Source organism: Aureimonas sp. AU20, assembly GCF_001442755.1.
Lineage (GTDB): Bacteria > Pseudomonadota > Alphaproteobacteria > Rhizobiales > Rhizobiaceae > Aureimonas.
On sequence record NZ_CP006367.1, the window covers coordinates 2751279 to 2766265 of the forward strand.

Below are 14987 nucleotides of genomic sequence, written 5' to 3' on the forward strand. Positions count from 1 at the left end.
CTGGGGTCGCGACAGCCTGTGGAGCCTGTTGCATTCCACTCCATGGGTCGGAGACTGCCGGTCGAGCGGTAGGCATTGCGACCCGGGCCTGCGGTGCCTGTGAAGCCACCCGAGCCTGAGGCGCGTTGATCGTCGGCCGCGAACTAGGAACCGACACTTGAGCCGGGGCAGCGGTCATGGCCGCAGTCCTTGGCGCGGCAGTCGGGACGGCGACACGAGACGGAGCCGAGATCCCGCCGAGTGCGCCGGCAGGAAGCGAAGCCTCCACACTGCGAGGTGACCCAATTCTCCCGGCGAAGTTGGTAGGAGCGGCGATGCTCGGCGATGCCGTGACAGTCGGCGTCGTGATCGTTGGTGCCGCGACAGGTGCAGAGCGAACCGGTGCCTGCGAGACCATCGGGTTCACCGACGCCAGAGAGGCGTTGAGCCGTCCTTCTAGAGCACGGGGTGAACCGACCTGTCCTGCAAAGTTCGTGCGAGTCGGTACGGTCGGCGCCGTCATGGCAGGCGTGACAGCCTGCGCGGTTGTCCTAGGCGCTGCGGTTGGTGTCGTGGCCGCGGCAGCAGGCGAGATGCCGACTACGCTTCCGAGGCTGAACGGTGATGCTGGAGCCGTGCGAAGAGATGCAGCCGAACGGGTCGGCTCGAATGTACCCAGACGATCAGCGACGTTCTGCGCCTTCACACCTGACAGAGGTTGGCCGAGACCTGCCGTCACGCTCTGAGGTGCAACGCGATCGGACAGTCTGCCTGCGGTCTGTGTTGGTCGGCTATCCGCATATCGGTCCAACATCGCTGCCGGCATCTGAGCCGGGAGGCTCGGGCCGAAGCGGGAGGCGTCTGGCGCAGCTCGTGACGCGCTCTGCATGACCTGCGTCGGACGAGCCGAGGGTGTCGGGACGCCAGTCGTCGTGTTCAGACCAATGCGCCCGCCTCGAATGGCTTGGGCTGATAGTGAGGATGGCAGCGATCCCGCCGCACTGACCGCAACAGAAGTCTGAGGCTGACCAGCGAGCGCACTAGAGAGTGTTGGCATGGGGCGCTGCGCGAACGAAGGCGTCGGGACACTGCGAGGCGCGGAGGCCATGGCGACATCAATTGCTGCCTGGGCGCCTGTTTTCTGCGTCGGCTGACGATAACCAAGAGCCGTGCCAATGGAACGGTTCTGCGGGTCGCTATAATAGCGGTGTCCGCTGGTCGAGGTGACGTGCTGAAGACCGGACGGGAGGTTCTTCGCCGCCTTCGGTGTGGCGTAGAACGTACCGGTGTGGACCGGGCCTTTGGTCTGCACTTCGCGGATGGCCTGTTCTGCCAGATCACGATAGGCGCCGACACCCTTGGGCAAAGCTCGGCCGTAGGCGTTGAATTCTCGGCTGTTGGCGACGATTTGCTGCGGCGTCAGGCCCGTGAGTGCTGCTCGGTTGGCGATGGCGGAATAGATCGCCTTCATATCGGCAAGGCGCTGAGCCTTAGTGCCGCTGGTCGCTTCACCCAGCACAACGTCAGTGACGGATCGAGCGACCATCTATCCGTCCTTTCGTGCTGAACTTGGGAACGAGGTCGCCCCGCCTGCCGAAGCGGACGGGGCTGTGTGTGCGAGAGCGGCGTTGCAACGTTACCTCGCGGTCGGCAATACCAACCCCTTGGAACCGCTCTCACCTATGCGCCCTCTCGGGCATTCTGTCAGGACGGGCTACCTAACAATCTCCTGGCACTCCCTCACTGTCCATAGACCCATCGGGCGCGCGCTGTTGTGCGCGCCCGACACCTCCGCCCTCCTTCGGGCCTTTCGGCTGCGGTGGAGTCTGGAGAAGGCGCTTTAGAACCTCGTCCCGTTTCTGGCCATCGGAGTTTGCCATGGAAAACCTATCGAAATCAGAGGCGCGCGATTTGGCGAGTGCGATGGAATTCGAGAAAACTTAATGCTTCTCGCTCAGCTGATTGAGCCCTCACTCCTCCAGAGCAAGGATTGTTCAGCGCTCGATCCAATAGCTCGAAAGCTAGGGTTGGCGGTACAGATCCCGTTCCATCCTCCCCAATGAACCCAGACTCTTCCAAGGCCTCAATGAGGCGAGCCATCATGCCAGCAGTGATCTCTATATCCAGATCCTGACGCATGAAATCTTTCCTACGCTTCGATCTTGGTTGCAGAGGCCCGATTTGAACGGGCGACCTTCAGGTTATGAGCCTGACGAGCTACCGGGCTGCTCCACTCTGCTGAACTGATGGATTTAACGGCGTTTCTCGCCTTGGGCGCACCACGCCATCTTAAAAACGAACTTGGAGCAAACGCGATCGCTAGTCAACCCCTCTTTTGTGACATGATGGTGCGGTGGATGGCATTGCAGCCAATGCGCAGCGAGCCGACGAGAGCCGCCGACATCTTGTCCTCGCAGACAATGGTTTCGAGCGCCATGATGGACATCGCATCAGCATCGAGACACACGCGGCGGATCTCGGCATACCGTGCTCGCGATCGTGCGCAATGTTGCGCGTAGGCATCGCTTTCGTTATCCACCCCAATGTGACGGCCACCGCCCGATAGCTCGGAGCTAGAGCGAGGCGAAGGCGGTGCAGAGATGGCCGAGAGGTAAGCCTTGCGACGACGGGCGAACTCCATGCCCGCCTCATACACAGCTTCAGCCATCCCCTCTTTGCCTCGAACAGGACCAAGCTCGCCTTGGAGGTACATGCGGCCGAAGACAGACCCGGCCTTGTCGGACAGGGCGTCATTGGCTGCGATGCCGAAGAGGCGAACACGGGCGGCCGTGGCGACCGACACGATGTCCTTCTGCTTCTCGATAGCAGCGTGGTTCACGTCACCAGAGGGATAGCGGGGGACGCCCAGCTTCTTGTTGTGGCCGCCTCGACCGCGCTTCTTCTTTTCGCTGGCGGTTCTCATGCGGAGGGCTCCAAAACGCGGTAAGCTACGATCTCATGCCCGAACATGGCCTCCGGCTCCCAAACCCAGTGGCTATTTCGCGGGTCTTGGGCATGCCATTCACCAGCGAAATCGTTGAGCATACAGCCGTCCTCAAATCGAATATCGACGGCTGTCTGTGGCGCAACTGGCAGCGCCTTGCCATCATGCTTAATCCAACCGCTCATGCCACCTCCCTCACGCTGTACGCTTTCCCGCCGTGCTCAAAGGCCCCGGCCTTGATGATGTTGAGCAACCGACGCTCGGAGACGCAGGCCGACATGACGAGGCCTAAGCATACACCAGGCACAGTCAAAACAGCGACAAGTGAAGCCATCAATCCACCTCTTCGCGGCCAAGAGGCAGCACCGGGATTGAGTACTTCTGTGCTTTCTCGGGCCAGACGCGGAGAGCATGAATGATTGTCGTATGGTCTCGATCGAACAAGCGCCCGATCTCTGACAAGCTCATCCATGAGCAACGACGAGCGACTTCGTAGATCGCCTCGTATCGAGCGATGACGACTGACTGAGCGCGGCTTGGCCCCAGCAGAGCTTGCATGGGCATGTCTCTGCGCTTGGAGACCTCAGCCATGGTGCCGCGAGCGGAAACCCTCGCGCCAGTCTCCATGTCCTTAAGCGTCTCTTTCAGTTCGGCTATCTTCTCGTCTTTTGCGGCGAGCTGCTTGCGAAGCTGCGCAACGATCTGCGAGGCGTTGGCGGCGGCCTCAATCGCAGCCGCATCCAGCGCGCGTCTCTCTCGGATGCTGGCGTTAATTTTGGTGGCGGATGCGGAGATCATGCTCCCATGCTCCTATGGTCGTTGGAAAAGATGAGGGGTGCGGCGGCAACCAGCTCGGCGCGGATCGCCTGAGCAACCTCGCGGTGCTCCTTCTGCGTTCCCTCCGCCTCGCGCTGGTCGAGGTAGTGCAACCAGGAGCGGAAGGTGCCGGACATGTAGAGGGTGGAAGGCGTCAGCCCCTCAGGCAGAACGGCGCGGGCGACTTCCTTGGCGATGCCATTCTGAATTGCCCACTCATAGGCTGCAGCACACGCATCCGCGACGTGCATCTGCCGTAGCTTCCACTCGTGATATACCTCGCTGTCATCATCAATATCGACGCTTGCTTGCCGGTTCGTAGGGTGTTGCCCCCGTGCTTCCCGCAAGACCGGCTCGACGCTGGCCTCGGCATATCGCTGGCTGAACTCCTGGAAGGAGAACGAGCGGTGGCGAAGCATCTGACGGGCGGTATCGCGTGTTGTGATCACCTCCAGCGTGGCTGACGCCATCTCCGCAGGGGACCAGTGCTTGTTTCGGATGAGGTAGGCCAGCAAACGCGCATCGGTCTCGCGGTTGGCCTGGTTGCCGGGGTTGGAGACGCGGGCGGCGTAGACGATGAACTCTTCGGCCGTTTTGCATTCCGGCACGAGAGGCTGGGTGATGGCGACGAGACGGGCGGTGTTCATTAGCTGGCCTTCTGCATTTGGAAAGTGTCGATGGCGGGAAGCTTGGCGAAGGTACCCGTCTTGGCCGGCGCATCAGGGATGCCAGCGGCGTCTAGGGCTTCCTTCGTGATGGGGTTGGGATCGACATAGGCGGGGATGATGCTCTGGCCTTGGGTTCGTTCTGCCAGAGCGCCAGCCTTCAGCCGGGCGATAGCCGCCTCTCCGCGAGCGCGAGCTTCCGGCGAGAGAGGCCCATAGCCTTCAGCCTCGCTATCGAGCTGGCGCTGTTCGTCGGCCATCTTCCGAGCACGGCCTAGCTTCAGGCGCCAGGGGTCCACGATGCGGGCCAACTCGCGACCAACCATCGCGGCCTTCGGCATGAAATCCGGGTTGTGGCCTTCGACAGAGCCACGAATGAAGTTCGTGCCCGCGTCGATGATCGCCCAGACGGGGTAGCCCCTCATCGCGAGGAGATAACCGTTGTTCAATTCGACACGCTCTTCGGCTTTCGAGGGCGGCGCGAACGCGAAGTGCCGATAGAGCTTTTCAAGTGTCCTGAGGCACTGCTCTTCGTTCGCGGCTTCGAGGATGCGATCAAGCCGCATAACCTCAATTTGGAGGTTGCTCTGCGCGCCCATCGCGATCAGGTCCACGACCCGGGCGGTGGCGATGCGGTTAGTGATTATGGTTGGCACGGACATCGATCGTCATCCCTGGGTCATTGCGCCAATCGTTAGGGTTTGAAGGTTGCCTCGCGGCGAGCATTTCCCTGGTCGTTTCAATCATCAGGTCTGCGCCGGAAGGCTTTGAAGAAGCTCGGGATACATCTCGGCAAGCCGCAGCGATCCATGACGCCGGCTCGCCTATCCGGTCGATTTCGGCTTGCCGAATTTTCGTGAGAACTAGCCTGCAATCGTCCTTGGCGTCGCGAAGGCATTTCCCAATGAAGGACTTGGATGCTTGGATCGTCTTCCCCGTCTGGCGAGCAAGGCTTTCTGCTCCTTCAGTCCAAAGAAGATCACGATAATCTTTGGCCGACGCGGCGGAAGTCGCGGCAGATGCGTTAGCATCTGATATTTCTGTATCTGTATCTGCCTCTGGGCGTTTATCAGAGTTCGCTTGCGTTCGCTTGCGTTCGCGCCACTGTTTAGCCCGTTCAGCAGCGCCATCTTCCCTTTTGGGTTGCCGCTTATCCCAACCCGTAAGCTTCATGCCATCAAGGACCTTGCCTTGCATGGCATCGGTAATTGCGCGGACATCTTCGATTTCCATGTCAAGCGCTGCGGCAACATCCTCATCTTCCCATGATGTCAGTTCGCCGCGTTCGTTTGCGTTCGCACTGGCGTTCGTCATCATGAAAATGAATACGGAGAGAACAGCGGTGATGGGCTGACCAGACCGGCGGGCTACGGAGCGCCACTTCGGGTCGGTCGGCATATCGTGCCAAAGGCGGACCCAATCAGTCATCAGACTGGTCCTCCCTGTGCATGGTCAGCAAATTGCGCATGACCTCATCCGCACAATCGAAAGCGGATCGGTGAATATCGGAACCTGTAAACCGCAAAACCCTCCAGCCAGCAGCTTGCATCTCCCTATCTCTACGCCGATCGCGAGATACGGTTTCTTTCGTGATGTTGTGGAACGCATGGCCGTCGCACTCCACAACAACCATCTTTTTGTCATTTGCAATGTAAAGCCCTGCAACAAAATCGGCTCTGTACCCTAGCAAATCAACTTGAGGGGTAATGTAGAAAACGGCCTTGCTGCCGGACCTAAGGTTTGCCTGGGACTTCGGGAAAATTTCCACATCGACGCCCGCCGATCTGGCAGCCATAACAAAGGCCACCCCGAATGCCACCTCAATTGGGCTCTCACAATACTGTTCGAATTGCTCTTCAAGCTCATAGGCAAGGTCGGCATTGTAATCGATTAACGACTGGAAAAAGCCGTTGGGAAGCTTGCTCATGACGCCCTCACGATCTCGACTTCGACGCCGAAGAGCGCTCGGACGAGCCTCCGCTTGAGGGCGGACACGGGCGTGTCCATCCCCTTCACGTCCTCGACGCGCTGGCGCTTCTGGCGGTTGTCCCAATAGGAGAAGTCCGCCCGATAGGTGCAGACGACCACGGCCTTGTCGCCTACGGTGCAGGCGAAAGGCTCTTGCAGCTTCAAGTCCGATATCTCGCCGGCACGCTCCAGCAACCGCAGCTCCATGAAGCGGCGGGCCTCGGCCTTACTGTCGAACGTGATGCCGTCTACTTCCGTCTTCTGAGCGCGGTATTTGTTCTTCATCAGGCACCTACCGGCATCTGAGCAACGGAGGCTTTGGTGGTGCGCAGGGCGTCATAGATGTTGGACTTGCACGAGACACGCTCGAAGCGGTCCAGGAGCGCATCCGCAATCTCGTCGTAGCTCGCGCCATCAGCTTTCATAGAAGCGGCGAGAGTGATCTCGTCGTCGCTCCAGCGGCGATGTTGGCGCTCTGCGCCGGCATAGGGGATACGGCGCATGAATCAGGCCTCCGAAGCCATGCCGAGGGCTTCGAGGTAGAGATCGAGAATGGCAGACTGCTCCTGCCGCTCCTGTGCGTCCTGCTTGCGCAGCGACACGACCTTGCGCAGCACCTTCGTGTCGAAGCCGTTGCCCTTCGCCTCGGCGTAGACATTGGCGATGTCTTCGGAGATGGTGGCCTTCTTGGTTTCGAGATTTTCGATGCGCTCGATGATGGAGCGGATCTGGTCTTGTGCGACGGCATCGGTCATGGCGTTGACTCCTCGTTGTCTCGTTCAGGAAAGCGTTCGCGCCTTCGCGTCAGCCGCCTTCGCAGCCAGCTCGCGAACCGCTGCTTCAGCGCGCTCCACAGCATCGGTTTCTCCCAGGGTGGCTCGTTCGATTGCGAGCTCGTGCTGAAGCTTGGAAATCTGCCGCTCGACTTCAGCGAGGTATGCGGCGCGGATACGGGAGAAGAGACCCGCTTCGATGGTCTTGTTTCGGCCCTTGCGAAGCCGCTCCACCTGCCAGACAGTGAGCCCATAGCGGCGGGCGATGCGGGCCATGGCGCCCGATAGATCGCCCTCCCCGCGAGCTTCGCGCTCGACCATGACCTTCACGTAATTGGATGCGGTAGCTGCTGGCATGGCGGGTGCCTCACGCCCTGAATTCGGGTGCGTCACGCTCGGTCTCCAGTGTCATCTTCGGGACATGGAGACGGACCGATTTGGTTTTTCGGGCTACCTGGAAGCGCGCATCTGGGGAGATCGGCGCAACCGGGAACGAATGGAGAAAGGCGCGGCGGGGACGCGAGACAAAACCCCGCCGCTCAGACACGGCCACAGGACGAGAGAGGAAACTGCAGCCGATGGAGGAGCGCATTCAGACAGTCTCCCGGGTATCGACGGGAGCCAGCAGTTTGCGAAACTGGTCTAGGCGTGTTTCGGAGAGAGGCCGGAAACGGCGAGCATCGAAGCCGGCGAAAAAATAGACGCCCCGTTCATGCCGCCGCTTGATCTCAGACAGAATGAGAAGAGGAGCGCTTGTTCTGTGGTGAGCCTCAATGGCGGAGACGGTGTAAACCGTTCCCTTTTGAAGCCCGTCCAAACAGTTTGTAGTCAAAACTCCAGGACCATTGAACCCAATCAAGCTGTCATTCACGCACACACACCGCATGCCGGGTTGCCACACGGTCATCTCAGTGGCTCCGCGCTGCGTTGCGACGAGCCTCGTCAATGAGGCTGTTCACCTGCTTGCGGCCGTGAACCGTGTCCTCTCCGTACAAGCGGACTGTGATCTGCGAGATCGACAGCTCTTGCTGCTGGTAGAGGGCATAGACCTGCGTTGCGAGGGAGATGCCGCCGTGACGGGTGATGTTGGCTTCGTGGTGGCGGGTCATGCTGCGACGCCGGGGCGCATGGCGGCTTGAACGCTGCGTGACCGCAGAAAAGCAAGCCGCGTGAGATGCATGTCAGAAGCCGTGACCTTGCCATCGCTGATCTCAACGATCTTAGCGACTACGTCGGCATCTGGTCTGCTACGGCCAGTTTCCCAGCGCCAGATTGTGCCGGCGCCTGAGGCGTCATCGAGGCCGAGGGCTTCCGCAACCCTACGGGCGCTCAAGCCTGCCTCTTCTCGCCAATCCTTTAGAGACTTCATTCCAAGGGCTCCAGTGTGGAGGCCTTAATATCGCACATTCTGCGATATCTTCAAGTTGGAACATCAAATTTCATGCGATACGCATTTTCTGCGATGGCTGGTAGCGGTTGTGGCATGGACAATCGCATCAAGCATTTTCGGGATTCGAGAAAATGGACGCAGTCCGACCTAGCGGACGAGTTGGGTGTTTCCTGGCAAACCGTTAGCCGAATGGAAAATGCGCACACGCGCATAATGCCCAAGCACGAGACCCGGCTATCTGAGATTTTCGGCGTAGATCCGTCGGATATCTACGTTGCCTCTGAGGCGGGCGAAGCCGACGATACGGTTTTGGTGCCCGTTCTTTCGCGCATTAGCGCTGGCAAGTTCCGCAATCAGGACGGGGTTCGAGAAGCGGATATTGAGCGCCACATCAAGGTCTCCCACCTTCCGCGTGGTGACTGGTTCGCGTTGGAAGTGGATGGCGACTCAATGGACCGGCTAGCCCCTCCGGGTTCGGTCGTGATCGTGAACCGCGCCGAGCACGATCCGATGGATGGAAAACACTACATTTTCTCGCTGGACGATGGCGCTGCGACCTTCAAACAGTTTCGGAAAGAGCCCGAGCCTATGCTCGTGCCGCAATCCTTCAACCCAAACCACTACGCTGTACCTGTCGGAGAGCGAGAGCTTTACGTCTTCGGCCGGGTGCGTCGCGTAATAACGGATCTCTGATGGCGGGCTGTTAGATGCCGTTTGATGATGAGAAATACGACGGAACAGCGACCCGTGGAGACGTTGCCTACGTCGCGCTGGTCGCTGCCAGCGGGCTTCTAGCGATACAGCGAGCACTGGCCTCCATTGCGATGGACGGAAAGCCTTCCGTTGAAGCCATAGAGAAGATTGGCAAGGCATCTGAGGATTTGAACAAGGCCTTCGAGACGTTAACGGGGTGGCATGATGGGAGCCGTTGACGAATCTAGGCAGGCTGACTTCGAGGCCAAAACCGCAGCGGCGCAAGCTCGTCGCCAGGATCATCCCTCGACAACAGGGGGTGGCGGGGGCACATATGACGGCATGGAAACTCGTGTAGCCAAGCTCGAAAGCGATATGACCGACATCAAGGTGCTCCTGGGGCGCATTGATGAGAGGCTGATAGCTATGAGCGCGGTGATGGTCACGAAGTCTGACCTTGCTGATGTCGAAAATCGCCTCAGCGATCGGATCGGGCGGGTAGAGTCTCGGGTTAGCCATATCGAAGGGGCGCTAGAGGCGAAGATGAGTACATCTCAGTTCGTCCAGTATGGGACTGGGTTGGCGGCCCTATCAGTCGCGGCGATCACCTTGCTTTTGAAGTGGCCCATCATATCAACATTCTTCACCGCCACCCCTTAGTCGCCCCCCCTATTAGCGCTTCCTAGCCCCGCCTGAGCGATCCGGCGGGGCTTATTTTTTGCCAAAAATTTTCTGCGAGCAGTGCGCCTAGGTAGCGTGCCTCTCACTTTATATCGCATATTTTTCGATAATGGTCTTGTCGAGCATCGCATAAAGTGCGATATTGCCTCCATCCCCAGACGATGGAGCGCCAAGATGGCCCGCAACGAAGCCCACGATCCCGGCCCCTTCTTCACAGTCGCCGACGAAGACATTCGCGGCGAGTACGGCAACCAGCGTGACGATCACGGCCGGTTCTTCTGCGGCCTGATGTACGGGCTCTCCATCACCGCTGGTGTGATGTTCCTCGCCTACTTCATGTGGGTTGGAATGGGCATCGCCAAGGTAGACGCCCTTCGCCATCAGGAAGCCTTCAGCGGCTATCGCACTGCTTCGACGGAGCAGGGACGATGAGCGCCTTCATGGCAATGCTGACATCGCCCGTGAAGGGTCTGCGTCGGCTTCCCCCATACCGTCCCGCAGTTGGCACTCAATGTGAAGTGTCTGGTCCGAATTGCGATAACGACGAAGGCTATACGTGGAGTGACACGACCGTTTTATGGTCGGACGACACTTTTGTTCTCTACGGCAGGCAGGGTTACTGGCCTGTCCTGAACAAGTGGGAGCATTGCCTCTTCCGCTCTGCCGCCATCGCCAAGGCGGAGGGCCGAGCATGACGCCGCGTACCGACAAGCTCCCCGCCCGCATCCTCATGGTCTCCATCATCCTCACCGCCGCGCTGGTTCTCTACCTCGCGCATAGCCTCGGAGCATTCGCATGAACATGCTCTCTCACAGCCGCTTCAGCACCTATCAGCCAGCAGAAGGCCCGGCCAACGCTACGATCGATCTCGACGTGCCCATGTACGTCGGCGGCGCCTACTTCTGCGACTTTCAGGCCAAGGTCTCTTTCATCCGTGACGAGACAGACCGAGACGGCTTCAGCGTCGAAGAGATGACGGTCGTGGATCTTCGGGGCGGATACCCCGGCAAGATCGTGCGTCGGTACAACGGCGGCGGTCCGCTCGAACACGACATGGCCTGCGCGATCCTCAAGGAGTTTCACGCGGACGGTTCGCTCCGTCGCGCCGAAGAAGCCATGAAGAAGGCGGAAGCGGCATGAGCAACGCCCTCACCCACATGGATACGGCGCCCGTTGCAGAGCGCCAGCCTGTCACTCCGATGGAGATGCTGAACAATGCCCTTGCCAAGGGCGCAAGCGTCGAGATGCTGGAGAAGCTTCTGACACTTCAGGAAAAGTGGGAGTCGGGGCAGGCACGGCGCGCCTTTGACGCTGCCCTGTCGGCTGCGAAGTCCGAAATTCCGGTCATCCTGAAGAACGCCAGCGGACACAACAACAAGCGGTACGCGGACTTCGCGGCCATCGCCCGTGTGGTCGATCCGATCATCTCCAAGCACGGCCTGTCCTACCGGTTTCGCACGCGGCAGGACGAGCGAATCCATGTGACCTGTGTCCTCTCTCACGAGGCTGGCCACAGCGAAGAGAACACGCTTGCCGGCCCTGCCGATAGCTCGGGAAGCAAGAACGCTATTCAGGCGATCGGCTCCACACTGACCTACCTCCAGCGCTATTCTCTGACGCAGGCTCTTGGGCTCGCGGCCTCTGAAGATGACGATGGTCGCACCGCGAACGTTCGTTCGGTCGACACTATCAGCGAGGATCAGGTGATCCAGATCCGCGAGATGCTGGAAGCCACGAACTCGAACGTGAAAGCCTTCTTAGAGGTAGGCCGGTACGAGCGCTTGGAAGACATCCTCGCGAGCGACTTCGACAGCGCCATGCGGATGTTGAAGCAGAAGGCGGCGCGCCGGTGAGCCCTCAGGTCTTCGACATGGAACAGGGCGGGCCGGAATGGTTCGCCGCGCGCGCCGGCATCCCGACCGCCAGCATGTTCGCCACCGTCCTTGCCAAGGGCAAGGGGGACACCGCGAGCAAGACGCGCCGCACCTACATGCTCAAGCTCGCCGGCGAGATCCTGACTGGCGAGCCCATGGAGAGCTACACGAACGCGCACATGGAGCGCGGCCGGTCCATGGAGGACGACGCGCGCCGCGCCTACGCCTTCATGGCTGACGCCGACCCCGATCTCGTCGGGTTCATCCGGTCCGGCCAGAAGGGGTGCAGCCCCGATAGCCTTCTCGGCGCCGATGGCCTTTTGGAGATCAAGACCAAGCTCCCGCACATCCTGATCGACGTGCTTCTGCGCGGTGAGATCCCGCCCGAGCACATCGCACAGTGCCAGGGCCAGCTTTGGGTCGCGGAACGGGAATGGGTGGACTTCGTGGCCTACTGGCCCGGCCTGCCCTTGTTCGTGAAGCGCGCCTATCGCGACGAGGCCTATATCGCGGACCTCTCCAAGGCCGTGGACCTCTTCAATGATCAGCTGGCCGATATGGTCGCGCAGGTGAAGGCGTTCGAACCGCCTCAGGCGGTGGCGGCATGAAGACCCCCGCCTTGATCTTTGATTGGGACGGCGAGTGCCTTCGTCCGGCCGCCCCGTACATGGCGAAGCTGGCTGACCGCCACCTGACGATCGGCGAGCGCTATCGCATGTCGGCTGAGGAAGAGCGTTCGATCGCCTCGCACAACCACTACTTCGCGGCCCTGCATGAGGCCTGGGTGAACCTGCCCGAGGGCATGGCCCGCGACTTCCCGAGCGCCGAGCACCTCCGCCATTATGCGCTGATCGCCACCGGCTACTGCGACAGCCAGACGATCACCTGCGCTTCGAAGGCAGAAGCTGTTCGGATTGCCGCCTTCATGGAGCCCATCGACCCGTTCTCGGTCGTTACGGCGCGCGAAGCCACGGTGACGCGCTTTGTCGCTCGCTCGCAGTCCATGAAGGCCATGGGCAAGCAGGAATTCCAGCAGTCGAAAGATCGTGTGCTCGATTTCGTCGCGCAGATGATCGACACCGACGCCAAGAGCCTGACGCAAGTGAGGGCCGCGTGATGTCCATGATCCGCTTCCCCGACACTGCCTTCTCTCTTGACCGCCACGACAAGACGACGAAGCGCATCGAAGACAAGGATCACCTCGCCTTCATCCGCACACTGCCGAGCGTCGTATCGTTCCAGACCGGTGTTGAAGCCTGCCACATCCGCTTTGGCGAGCCTCTCCATCGCAAGCCTAAGACAGCGGGTGGACGAAAGCCGGATGACTGGCACGTCCTGCCACTGACGCCGGAAGAGCACCGCGAACAGCACTCCATGAACGAACGGCACTGGTGGACCCGACAAGGTTTCACCGACCCGGTTGGCGTGGCTTTGAAGCTGTACGAGGTCACCGGCCAGTTCAACGAAGCCATTGAGATCATTCGCGCTGCCCGTCGTGAGGCCCGCCGATGAGTGACCTTTCCCGAAATCACGCCGCTCTGGCGATGCAATTGAGGCCTAAGATGAAGGACATCACCCACACGCCCGGGCCTTGGCATGTCGCAATGCGGCAGCGAATTGGCATCACAGTCCGCGCAGCCGAAGAGAAGCCGATCGCTGATATCTGGCAGAACGGCGATGACCCAATGGCCAACGCCCGTCTGATCGCCGCCGCGCCCGATCTGCTAAAAGCGCTCCAGACCATCGCTCACATCGCGCACCACAACTTCGGCCGTCAGACCGAGAAGCTGGCCGACATCGAGCCGATCGCTCGCGAAGCCATTTCCAAAGCCTCCCCCAATCTTCCCTCCGCAAGCCAGGAGGGCGGGGAATGAAGGACTGCGCCATCTTCCTCTGCGACCGGACTGGCGTTGCAGCCCAACCTTGGGCTGAGGCCGGCATTGAATGCTTCTGCGTTGATGTTCAGCATTCGATACGCCGCGACCGCACCGAGGGTCTGATCCATTTCGTCTGGGGTGATGCCCGCTCGTGGACGCCGCCCGAAGGCTATCGACCCATCTTCGTGGGCGCATGGCCTCCCTGCACCCATGTTTCAGTCAGCGGCACCCGCGATCACGGAAAGAAGCGCGGCCACATGCTGCGCGACGCCTTGGAAATCTTCGAGGCGTGCCGTCAGTCCATCGCTTGGTCAGGGGCTCCGGGCTTCCTCGAAAACCCTGTCGGCATCCTTTCGAGCATCCCGCACATCGGCAAGCCGGGTCACTACTTCCACCCGGCCGACTACACCGGCTGGTGCGAGGATGACCACTACACGAAGAAGACCTGCATCTGGCCCATGAACGGGTTCGTCATGCCGCCCAAGTTGGTCGGCCAGCAATTCTCCGGTGTCGTTCCCGACAACCGCATCCACTTCGCAAGCCCGTCAGACGATCGAGGCGACATCCGGAGCGCTACGCCGCTCGGTTTCTCGCGCGCCGTCTTCCACGCCAACGCGCCCGCGCACCTTCGCGAAAGGCTCGCCGCATGACCAAGACCCCATCAGCCACGCCTTCCGTGAGCGTGGAGAGCGAAGAGTATGTGCTGGTTCCGAGGGAGCCCACGCGCGAGATGGTGGACGCTGGCCGCATCTATGGCTGGGACGATCCCGAGCACGAGGCAAGCTGCATCGGCCATCCTGAAACGCGCGCGAGCATCTACCGCGCCATGGTTGCAGCCGCCCCAAATCCGACGCCTGATTTCGTGCAGGTGCCCTACGACGATTTCCACTCTGCCTACGGTCATGTCCCGCGCTCAAAGATGTCGCCATACCGCTGTCTCAAGACACGGCTGCGGTCTCTCTTGCGCGCTGATGATTTGGACCACGCTGACGAGGCCGAAGCCTTGGCCGCCGCTCCTGCCCCCAACCCCTCACCGGCCGCAAAGAGCGGGGAAGCCGAGGCGGCGGCAAACTATGACGGTTGGAAGTCGATCGACACGGCACCGGAGGACGAGCACGTACTGCTATCCACTACGGGAGGTCATGTGGGCGAGGCCCTCATGCTCATTGATGAAGACACCGGCCAGCAGAAATGGACATGGGCTGGTGGCCCAGTGTCAAAATTTCATCAGCCGCTTGGGTGGATGCCAATGCCCAAAGCTCTCTCAAAGCCTGTTCTTTCCGATCTCCGCAATGGCGGGTTCGATGGCCCGACAGGAGCCGAATAA

27 protein-coding genes and 1 tRNA gene are annotated in these 14987 nt (G+C 60.4%); 13 read left to right on the forward strand and 15 right to left on the reverse strand.

What is annotated here, in order from left to right; translation table 11 throughout:
• Positions 1–1207: 1207 nt before the first annotated feature.
• Positions 1208–1546 (forward strand): hypothetical protein, encoded by a 339-nt coding sequence (locus tag M673_RS24245; RefSeq protein ID WP_148640056.1) that lies wholly within the window; start codon positions 1208–1210, stop codon positions 1544–1546.
• Between the two features lie 329 nt (positions 1547–1875).
• On the opposite strand, the gene M673_RS24250 is transcribed toward M673_RS24245, so the two are convergent.
• The 15 genes from M673_RS24250 to M673_RS25100 form a co-directional block, all read right to left on the reverse strand.
• The gene (locus M673_RS24250) at positions 1876–2118 is read right to left on the reverse strand and encodes a hypothetical protein (RefSeq protein ID WP_148640057.1); all 243 of its coding nucleotides are present in this window, start codon (positions 2116–2118) and stop codon (positions 1876–1878) included.
• A gap of 24 nt (positions 2119–2142) precedes the next feature.
• Positions 2143–2219 (reverse strand) — tRNA-Met (locus M673_RS12200).
• 83 nt (positions 2220–2302) lie between these two features.
• Complete coding sequence (locus M673_RS12205) at positions 2303–2902, reverse strand: hypothetical protein (protein WP_061976312.1); 600 nt, start codon at positions 2900–2902, stop codon at positions 2303–2305.
• Positions 2899–3108, reverse strand: a complete 210-nt coding sequence (locus M673_RS24255; protein WP_148640058.1) for a hypothetical protein — start codon at positions 3106–3108, stop codon at positions 2899–2901. Before M673_RS24255 ends, M673_RS12205 begins: the two co-directional genes overlap by 4 nt.
• Positions 3109–3256: 148 nt before the next feature.
• Positions 3257–3721, reverse strand: a complete 465-nt coding sequence (locus tag M673_RS12210) for a helix-turn-helix domain-containing protein (protein WP_061976313.1) — start codon at positions 3719–3721, stop codon at positions 3257–3259.
• The gene (gene thyX, locus M673_RS12215; protein WP_061976314.1) at positions 3718–4386 is read right to left on the reverse strand and encodes an FAD-dependent thymidylate synthase; all 669 of its coding nucleotides are present in this window, start codon (positions 4384–4386) and stop codon (positions 3718–3720) included. Before thyX ends, M673_RS12210 begins: the two co-directional genes overlap by 4 nt.
• Positions 4386–5066: a hypothetical protein gene (locus M673_RS12220; RefSeq protein ID WP_061976315.1), complete on the reverse strand. Its 681-nt coding sequence runs from the start codon at positions 5064–5066 to the stop codon at positions 4386–4388. The genes thyX and M673_RS12220 overlap by 1 nt, the downstream gene beginning before the upstream one ends.
• Positions 5041–5832 (reverse strand): hypothetical protein, encoded by a 792-nt coding sequence (locus tag M673_RS24260; protein WP_148640059.1) that lies wholly within the window; start codon positions 5830–5832, stop codon positions 5041–5043. The genes M673_RS12220 and M673_RS24260 overlap by 26 nt, the downstream gene beginning before the upstream one ends.
• Positions 5825–6331, reverse strand: a complete 507-nt coding sequence (locus tag M673_RS12225) for an endonuclease domain-containing protein (protein ID WP_061976316.1) — start codon at positions 6329–6331, stop codon at positions 5825–5827. Before M673_RS12225 ends, M673_RS24260 begins: the two co-directional genes overlap by 8 nt.
• Complete coding sequence (locus tag M673_RS12230; protein ID WP_061976317.1) at positions 6328–6657, reverse strand: DUF1064 domain-containing protein; 330 nt, start codon at positions 6655–6657, stop codon at positions 6328–6330. The genes M673_RS12225 and M673_RS12230 overlap by 4 nt, the downstream gene beginning before the upstream one ends.
• The gene (locus tag M673_RS12235; RefSeq protein WP_061976318.1) at positions 6657–6875 is read right to left on the reverse strand and encodes a hypothetical protein; all 219 of its coding nucleotides are present in this window, start codon (positions 6873–6875) and stop codon (positions 6657–6659) included. Before M673_RS12235 ends, M673_RS12230 begins: the two co-directional genes overlap by 1 nt.
• A gap of 3 nt (positions 6876–6878) precedes the next feature.
• Complete coding sequence (locus tag M673_RS12240; protein ID WP_061976319.1) at positions 6879–7127, reverse strand: DUF2312 domain-containing protein; 249 nt, start codon at positions 7125–7127, stop codon at positions 6879–6881.
• Positions 7128–7151: 24 nt separating this feature from the next.
• Complete coding sequence (locus M673_RS12245; RefSeq protein ID WP_061976320.1) at positions 7152–7466, reverse strand: hypothetical protein; 315 nt, start codon at positions 7464–7466, stop codon at positions 7152–7154.
• A gap of 587 nt (positions 7467–8053) precedes the next feature.
• Positions 8054–8254, reverse strand: coding sequence for a hypothetical protein (locus tag M673_RS12250; protein ID WP_061976321.1), 201 nt, complete (start codon positions 8252–8254; stop codon positions 8054–8056).
• Positions 8251–8514, reverse strand: coding sequence for a helix-turn-helix domain-containing protein (locus M673_RS25100; protein ID WP_082639403.1), 264 nt, complete (start codon positions 8512–8514; stop codon positions 8251–8253). The genes M673_RS12250 and M673_RS25100 overlap by 4 nt, the downstream gene beginning before the upstream one ends.
• A 114-nt stretch (positions 8515–8628) precedes the next feature.
• On the opposite strand from M673_RS25100, the gene M673_RS12255 reads away from it, so the two are divergent.
• From M673_RS12255 to M673_RS12305, 12 genes are all read left to right on the forward strand, one after another.
• On the forward strand, positions 8629–9228 hold the full coding sequence (locus tag M673_RS12255) for a LexA family protein (protein ID WP_062215165.1): 600 nt from the start codon (positions 8629–8631) through the stop codon (positions 9226–9228).
• Between the two features lie 14 nt (positions 9229–9242).
• Complete coding sequence (locus tag M673_RS24265) at positions 9243–9467, forward strand: hypothetical protein (protein ID WP_148640060.1); 225 nt, start codon at positions 9243–9245, stop codon at positions 9465–9467.
• On the forward strand, positions 9451–9888 hold the full coding sequence (locus M673_RS12260; protein ID WP_148640061.1) for a hypothetical protein: 438 nt from the start codon (positions 9451–9453) through the stop codon (positions 9886–9888). The genes M673_RS24265 and M673_RS12260 overlap by 17 nt, the downstream gene beginning before the upstream one ends.
• A 195-nt stretch (positions 9889–10083) precedes the next feature.
• Positions 10084–10341 carry a hypothetical protein gene (locus tag M673_RS12265; protein WP_061976324.1) on the forward strand — a complete coding sequence of 86 codons (258 nt, stop codon included), beginning with the start codon at positions 10084–10086 and terminating at the stop codon, positions 10339–10341.
• A gap of 363 nt (positions 10342–10704) precedes the next feature.
• Complete coding sequence (locus tag M673_RS12270) at positions 10705–11049, forward strand: hypothetical protein (RefSeq protein WP_061976325.1); 345 nt, start codon at positions 10705–10707, stop codon at positions 11047–11049.
• A complete protein-coding gene (locus tag M673_RS12275) occupies positions 11046–11762 on the forward strand; it encodes an ERF family protein (RefSeq protein ID WP_082639409.1) in 717 nt (238 codons plus the stop codon). The genes M673_RS12270 and M673_RS12275 overlap by 4 nt, the downstream gene beginning before the upstream one ends.
• On the forward strand, positions 11759–12391 hold the full coding sequence (locus M673_RS12280; RefSeq protein WP_244493164.1) for a lambda exonuclease family protein: 633 nt from the start codon (positions 11759–11761) through the stop codon (positions 12389–12391). Before M673_RS12275 ends, M673_RS12280 begins: the two co-directional genes overlap by 4 nt.
• Complete coding sequence (locus M673_RS12285) at positions 12388–12900, forward strand: hypothetical protein (RefSeq protein WP_061976326.1); 513 nt, start codon at positions 12388–12390, stop codon at positions 12898–12900. Before M673_RS12280 ends, M673_RS12285 begins: the two co-directional genes overlap by 4 nt.
• Entirely contained in the window at positions 12900–13295 is a 396-nt protein-coding gene (locus M673_RS12290) for a hypothetical protein (protein WP_061976327.1), read from the forward strand. Before M673_RS12285 ends, M673_RS12290 begins: the two co-directional genes overlap by 1 nt.
• Positions 13296–13345: 50 nt before the next feature.
• Complete coding sequence (locus M673_RS12295; protein ID WP_061976328.1) at positions 13346–13657, forward strand: hypothetical protein; 312 nt, start codon at positions 13346–13348, stop codon at positions 13655–13657.
• Complete coding sequence (locus tag M673_RS12300; protein ID WP_061976329.1) at positions 13654–14310, forward strand: hypothetical protein; 657 nt, start codon at positions 13654–13656, stop codon at positions 14308–14310. The genes M673_RS12295 and M673_RS12300 overlap by 4 nt, the downstream gene beginning before the upstream one ends.
• Complete coding sequence (locus M673_RS12305; RefSeq protein WP_061976330.1) at positions 14307–14987, forward strand: hypothetical protein; 681 nt, start codon at positions 14307–14309, stop codon at positions 14985–14987. Before M673_RS12300 ends, M673_RS12305 begins: the two co-directional genes overlap by 4 nt.

What these genes read in the sequence shown, in the direction of transcription:
- M673_RS12305 (WP_061976330.1), top strand. Translation starts at nt 14,307, where the DNA reads ATGACCAAGACCCCATCAGCCACGCCTTCCGTGAGCGTGGAGAGCGAA.
- M673_RS12250 (WP_061976321.1), bottom strand. Translation starts at nt 8,254, where the DNA reads ATGACCCGCCACCACGAAGCCAACATCACCCGTCACGGCGGCATCTCC.
- M673_RS12290 (WP_061976327.1), top strand. Translation starts at nt 12,900, where the DNA reads ATGTCCATGATCCGCTTCCCCGACACTGCCTTCTCTCTTGACCGCCAC.
- M673_RS12245 (WP_061976320.1), bottom strand. Translation starts at nt 7,466, where the DNA reads ATGGTCGAGCGCGAAGCTCGCGGGGAGGGCGATCTATCGGGCGCCATG.
- M673_RS12265 (WP_061976324.1), top strand. Translation starts at nt 10,084, where the DNA reads ATGGCCCGCAACGAAGCCCACGATCCCGGCCCCTTCTTCACAGTCGCC.
- M673_RS12205 (WP_061976312.1), bottom strand. Translation starts at nt 2,902, where the DNA reads ATGAGAACCGCCAGCGAAAAGAAGAAGCGCGGTCGAGGCGGCCACAAC.
- M673_RS24250 (WP_148640057.1), bottom strand. Translation starts at nt 2,118, where the DNA reads ATGCGTCAGGATCTGGATATAGAGATCACTGCTGGCATGATGGCTCGC.
- M673_RS24260 (WP_148640059.1), bottom strand. Translation starts at nt 5,832, where the DNA reads ATGACTGATTGGGTCCGCCTTTGGCACGATATGCCGACCGACCCGAAG.
- M673_RS12275 (WP_082639409.1), top strand. Translation starts at nt 11,046, where the DNA reads ATGAGCAACGCCCTCACCCACATGGATACGGCGCCCGTTGCAGAGCGC.
- M673_RS12210 (WP_061976313.1), bottom strand. Translation starts at nt 3,721, where the DNA reads ATGATCTCCGCATCCGCCACCAAAATTAACGCCAGCATCCGAGAGAGA.
- M673_RS12225 (WP_061976316.1), bottom strand. Translation starts at nt 6,331, where the DNA reads ATGAGCAAGCTTCCCAACGGCTTTTTCCAGTCGTTAATCGATTACAAT.
- M673_RS12255 (WP_062215165.1), top strand. Translation starts at nt 8,629, where the DNA reads ATGGACAATCGCATCAAGCATTTTCGGGATTCGAGAAAATGGACGCAG.
- M673_RS12260 (WP_148640061.1), top strand. Translation starts at nt 9,451, where the DNA reads ATGATGGGAGCCGTTGACGAATCTAGGCAGGCTGACTTCGAGGCCAAA.
- M673_RS12240 (WP_061976319.1), bottom strand. Translation starts at nt 7,127, where the DNA reads ATGACCGATGCCGTCGCACAAGACCAGATCCGCTCCATCATCGAGCGC.
- thyX (WP_061976314.1), bottom strand. Translation starts at nt 4,386, where the DNA reads ATGAACACCGCCCGTCTCGTCGCCATCACCCAGCCTCTCGTGCCGGAA.
- M673_RS25100 (WP_082639403.1), bottom strand. Translation starts at nt 8,514, where the DNA reads ATGAAGTCTCTAAAGGATTGGCGAGAAGAGGCAGGCTTGAGCGCCCGT.
- M673_RS12300 (WP_061976329.1), top strand. Translation starts at nt 13,654, where the DNA reads ATGAAGGACTGCGCCATCTTCCTCTGCGACCGGACTGGCGTTGCAGCC.
- M673_RS12230 (WP_061976317.1), bottom strand. Translation starts at nt 6,657, where the DNA reads ATGAAGAACAAATACCGCGCTCAGAAGACGGAAGTAGACGGCATCACG.
- M673_RS24255 (WP_148640058.1), bottom strand. Translation starts at nt 3,108, where the DNA reads ATGAGCGGTTGGATTAAGCATGATGGCAAGGCGCTGCCAGTTGCGCCA.
- M673_RS24265 (WP_148640060.1), top strand. Translation starts at nt 9,243, where the DNA reads ATGCCGTTTGATGATGAGAAATACGACGGAACAGCGACCCGTGGAGAC.
- M673_RS12220 (WP_061976315.1), bottom strand. Translation starts at nt 5,066, where the DNA reads ATGTCCGTGCCAACCATAATCACTAACCGCATCGCCACCGCCCGGGTC.
- M673_RS12295 (WP_061976328.1), top strand. Translation starts at nt 13,346, where the DNA reads ATGAAGGACATCACCCACACGCCCGGGCCTTGGCATGTCGCAATGCGG.
- M673_RS12235 (WP_061976318.1), bottom strand. Translation starts at nt 6,875, where the DNA reads ATGCGCCGTATCCCCTATGCCGGCGCAGAGCGCCAACATCGCCGCTGG.
- M673_RS12270 (WP_061976325.1), top strand. Translation starts at nt 10,705, where the DNA reads ATGAACATGCTCTCTCACAGCCGCTTCAGCACCTATCAGCCAGCAGAA.
- M673_RS12285 (WP_061976326.1), top strand. Translation starts at nt 12,388, where the DNA reads ATGAAGACCCCCGCCTTGATCTTTGATTGGGACGGCGAGTGCCTTCGT.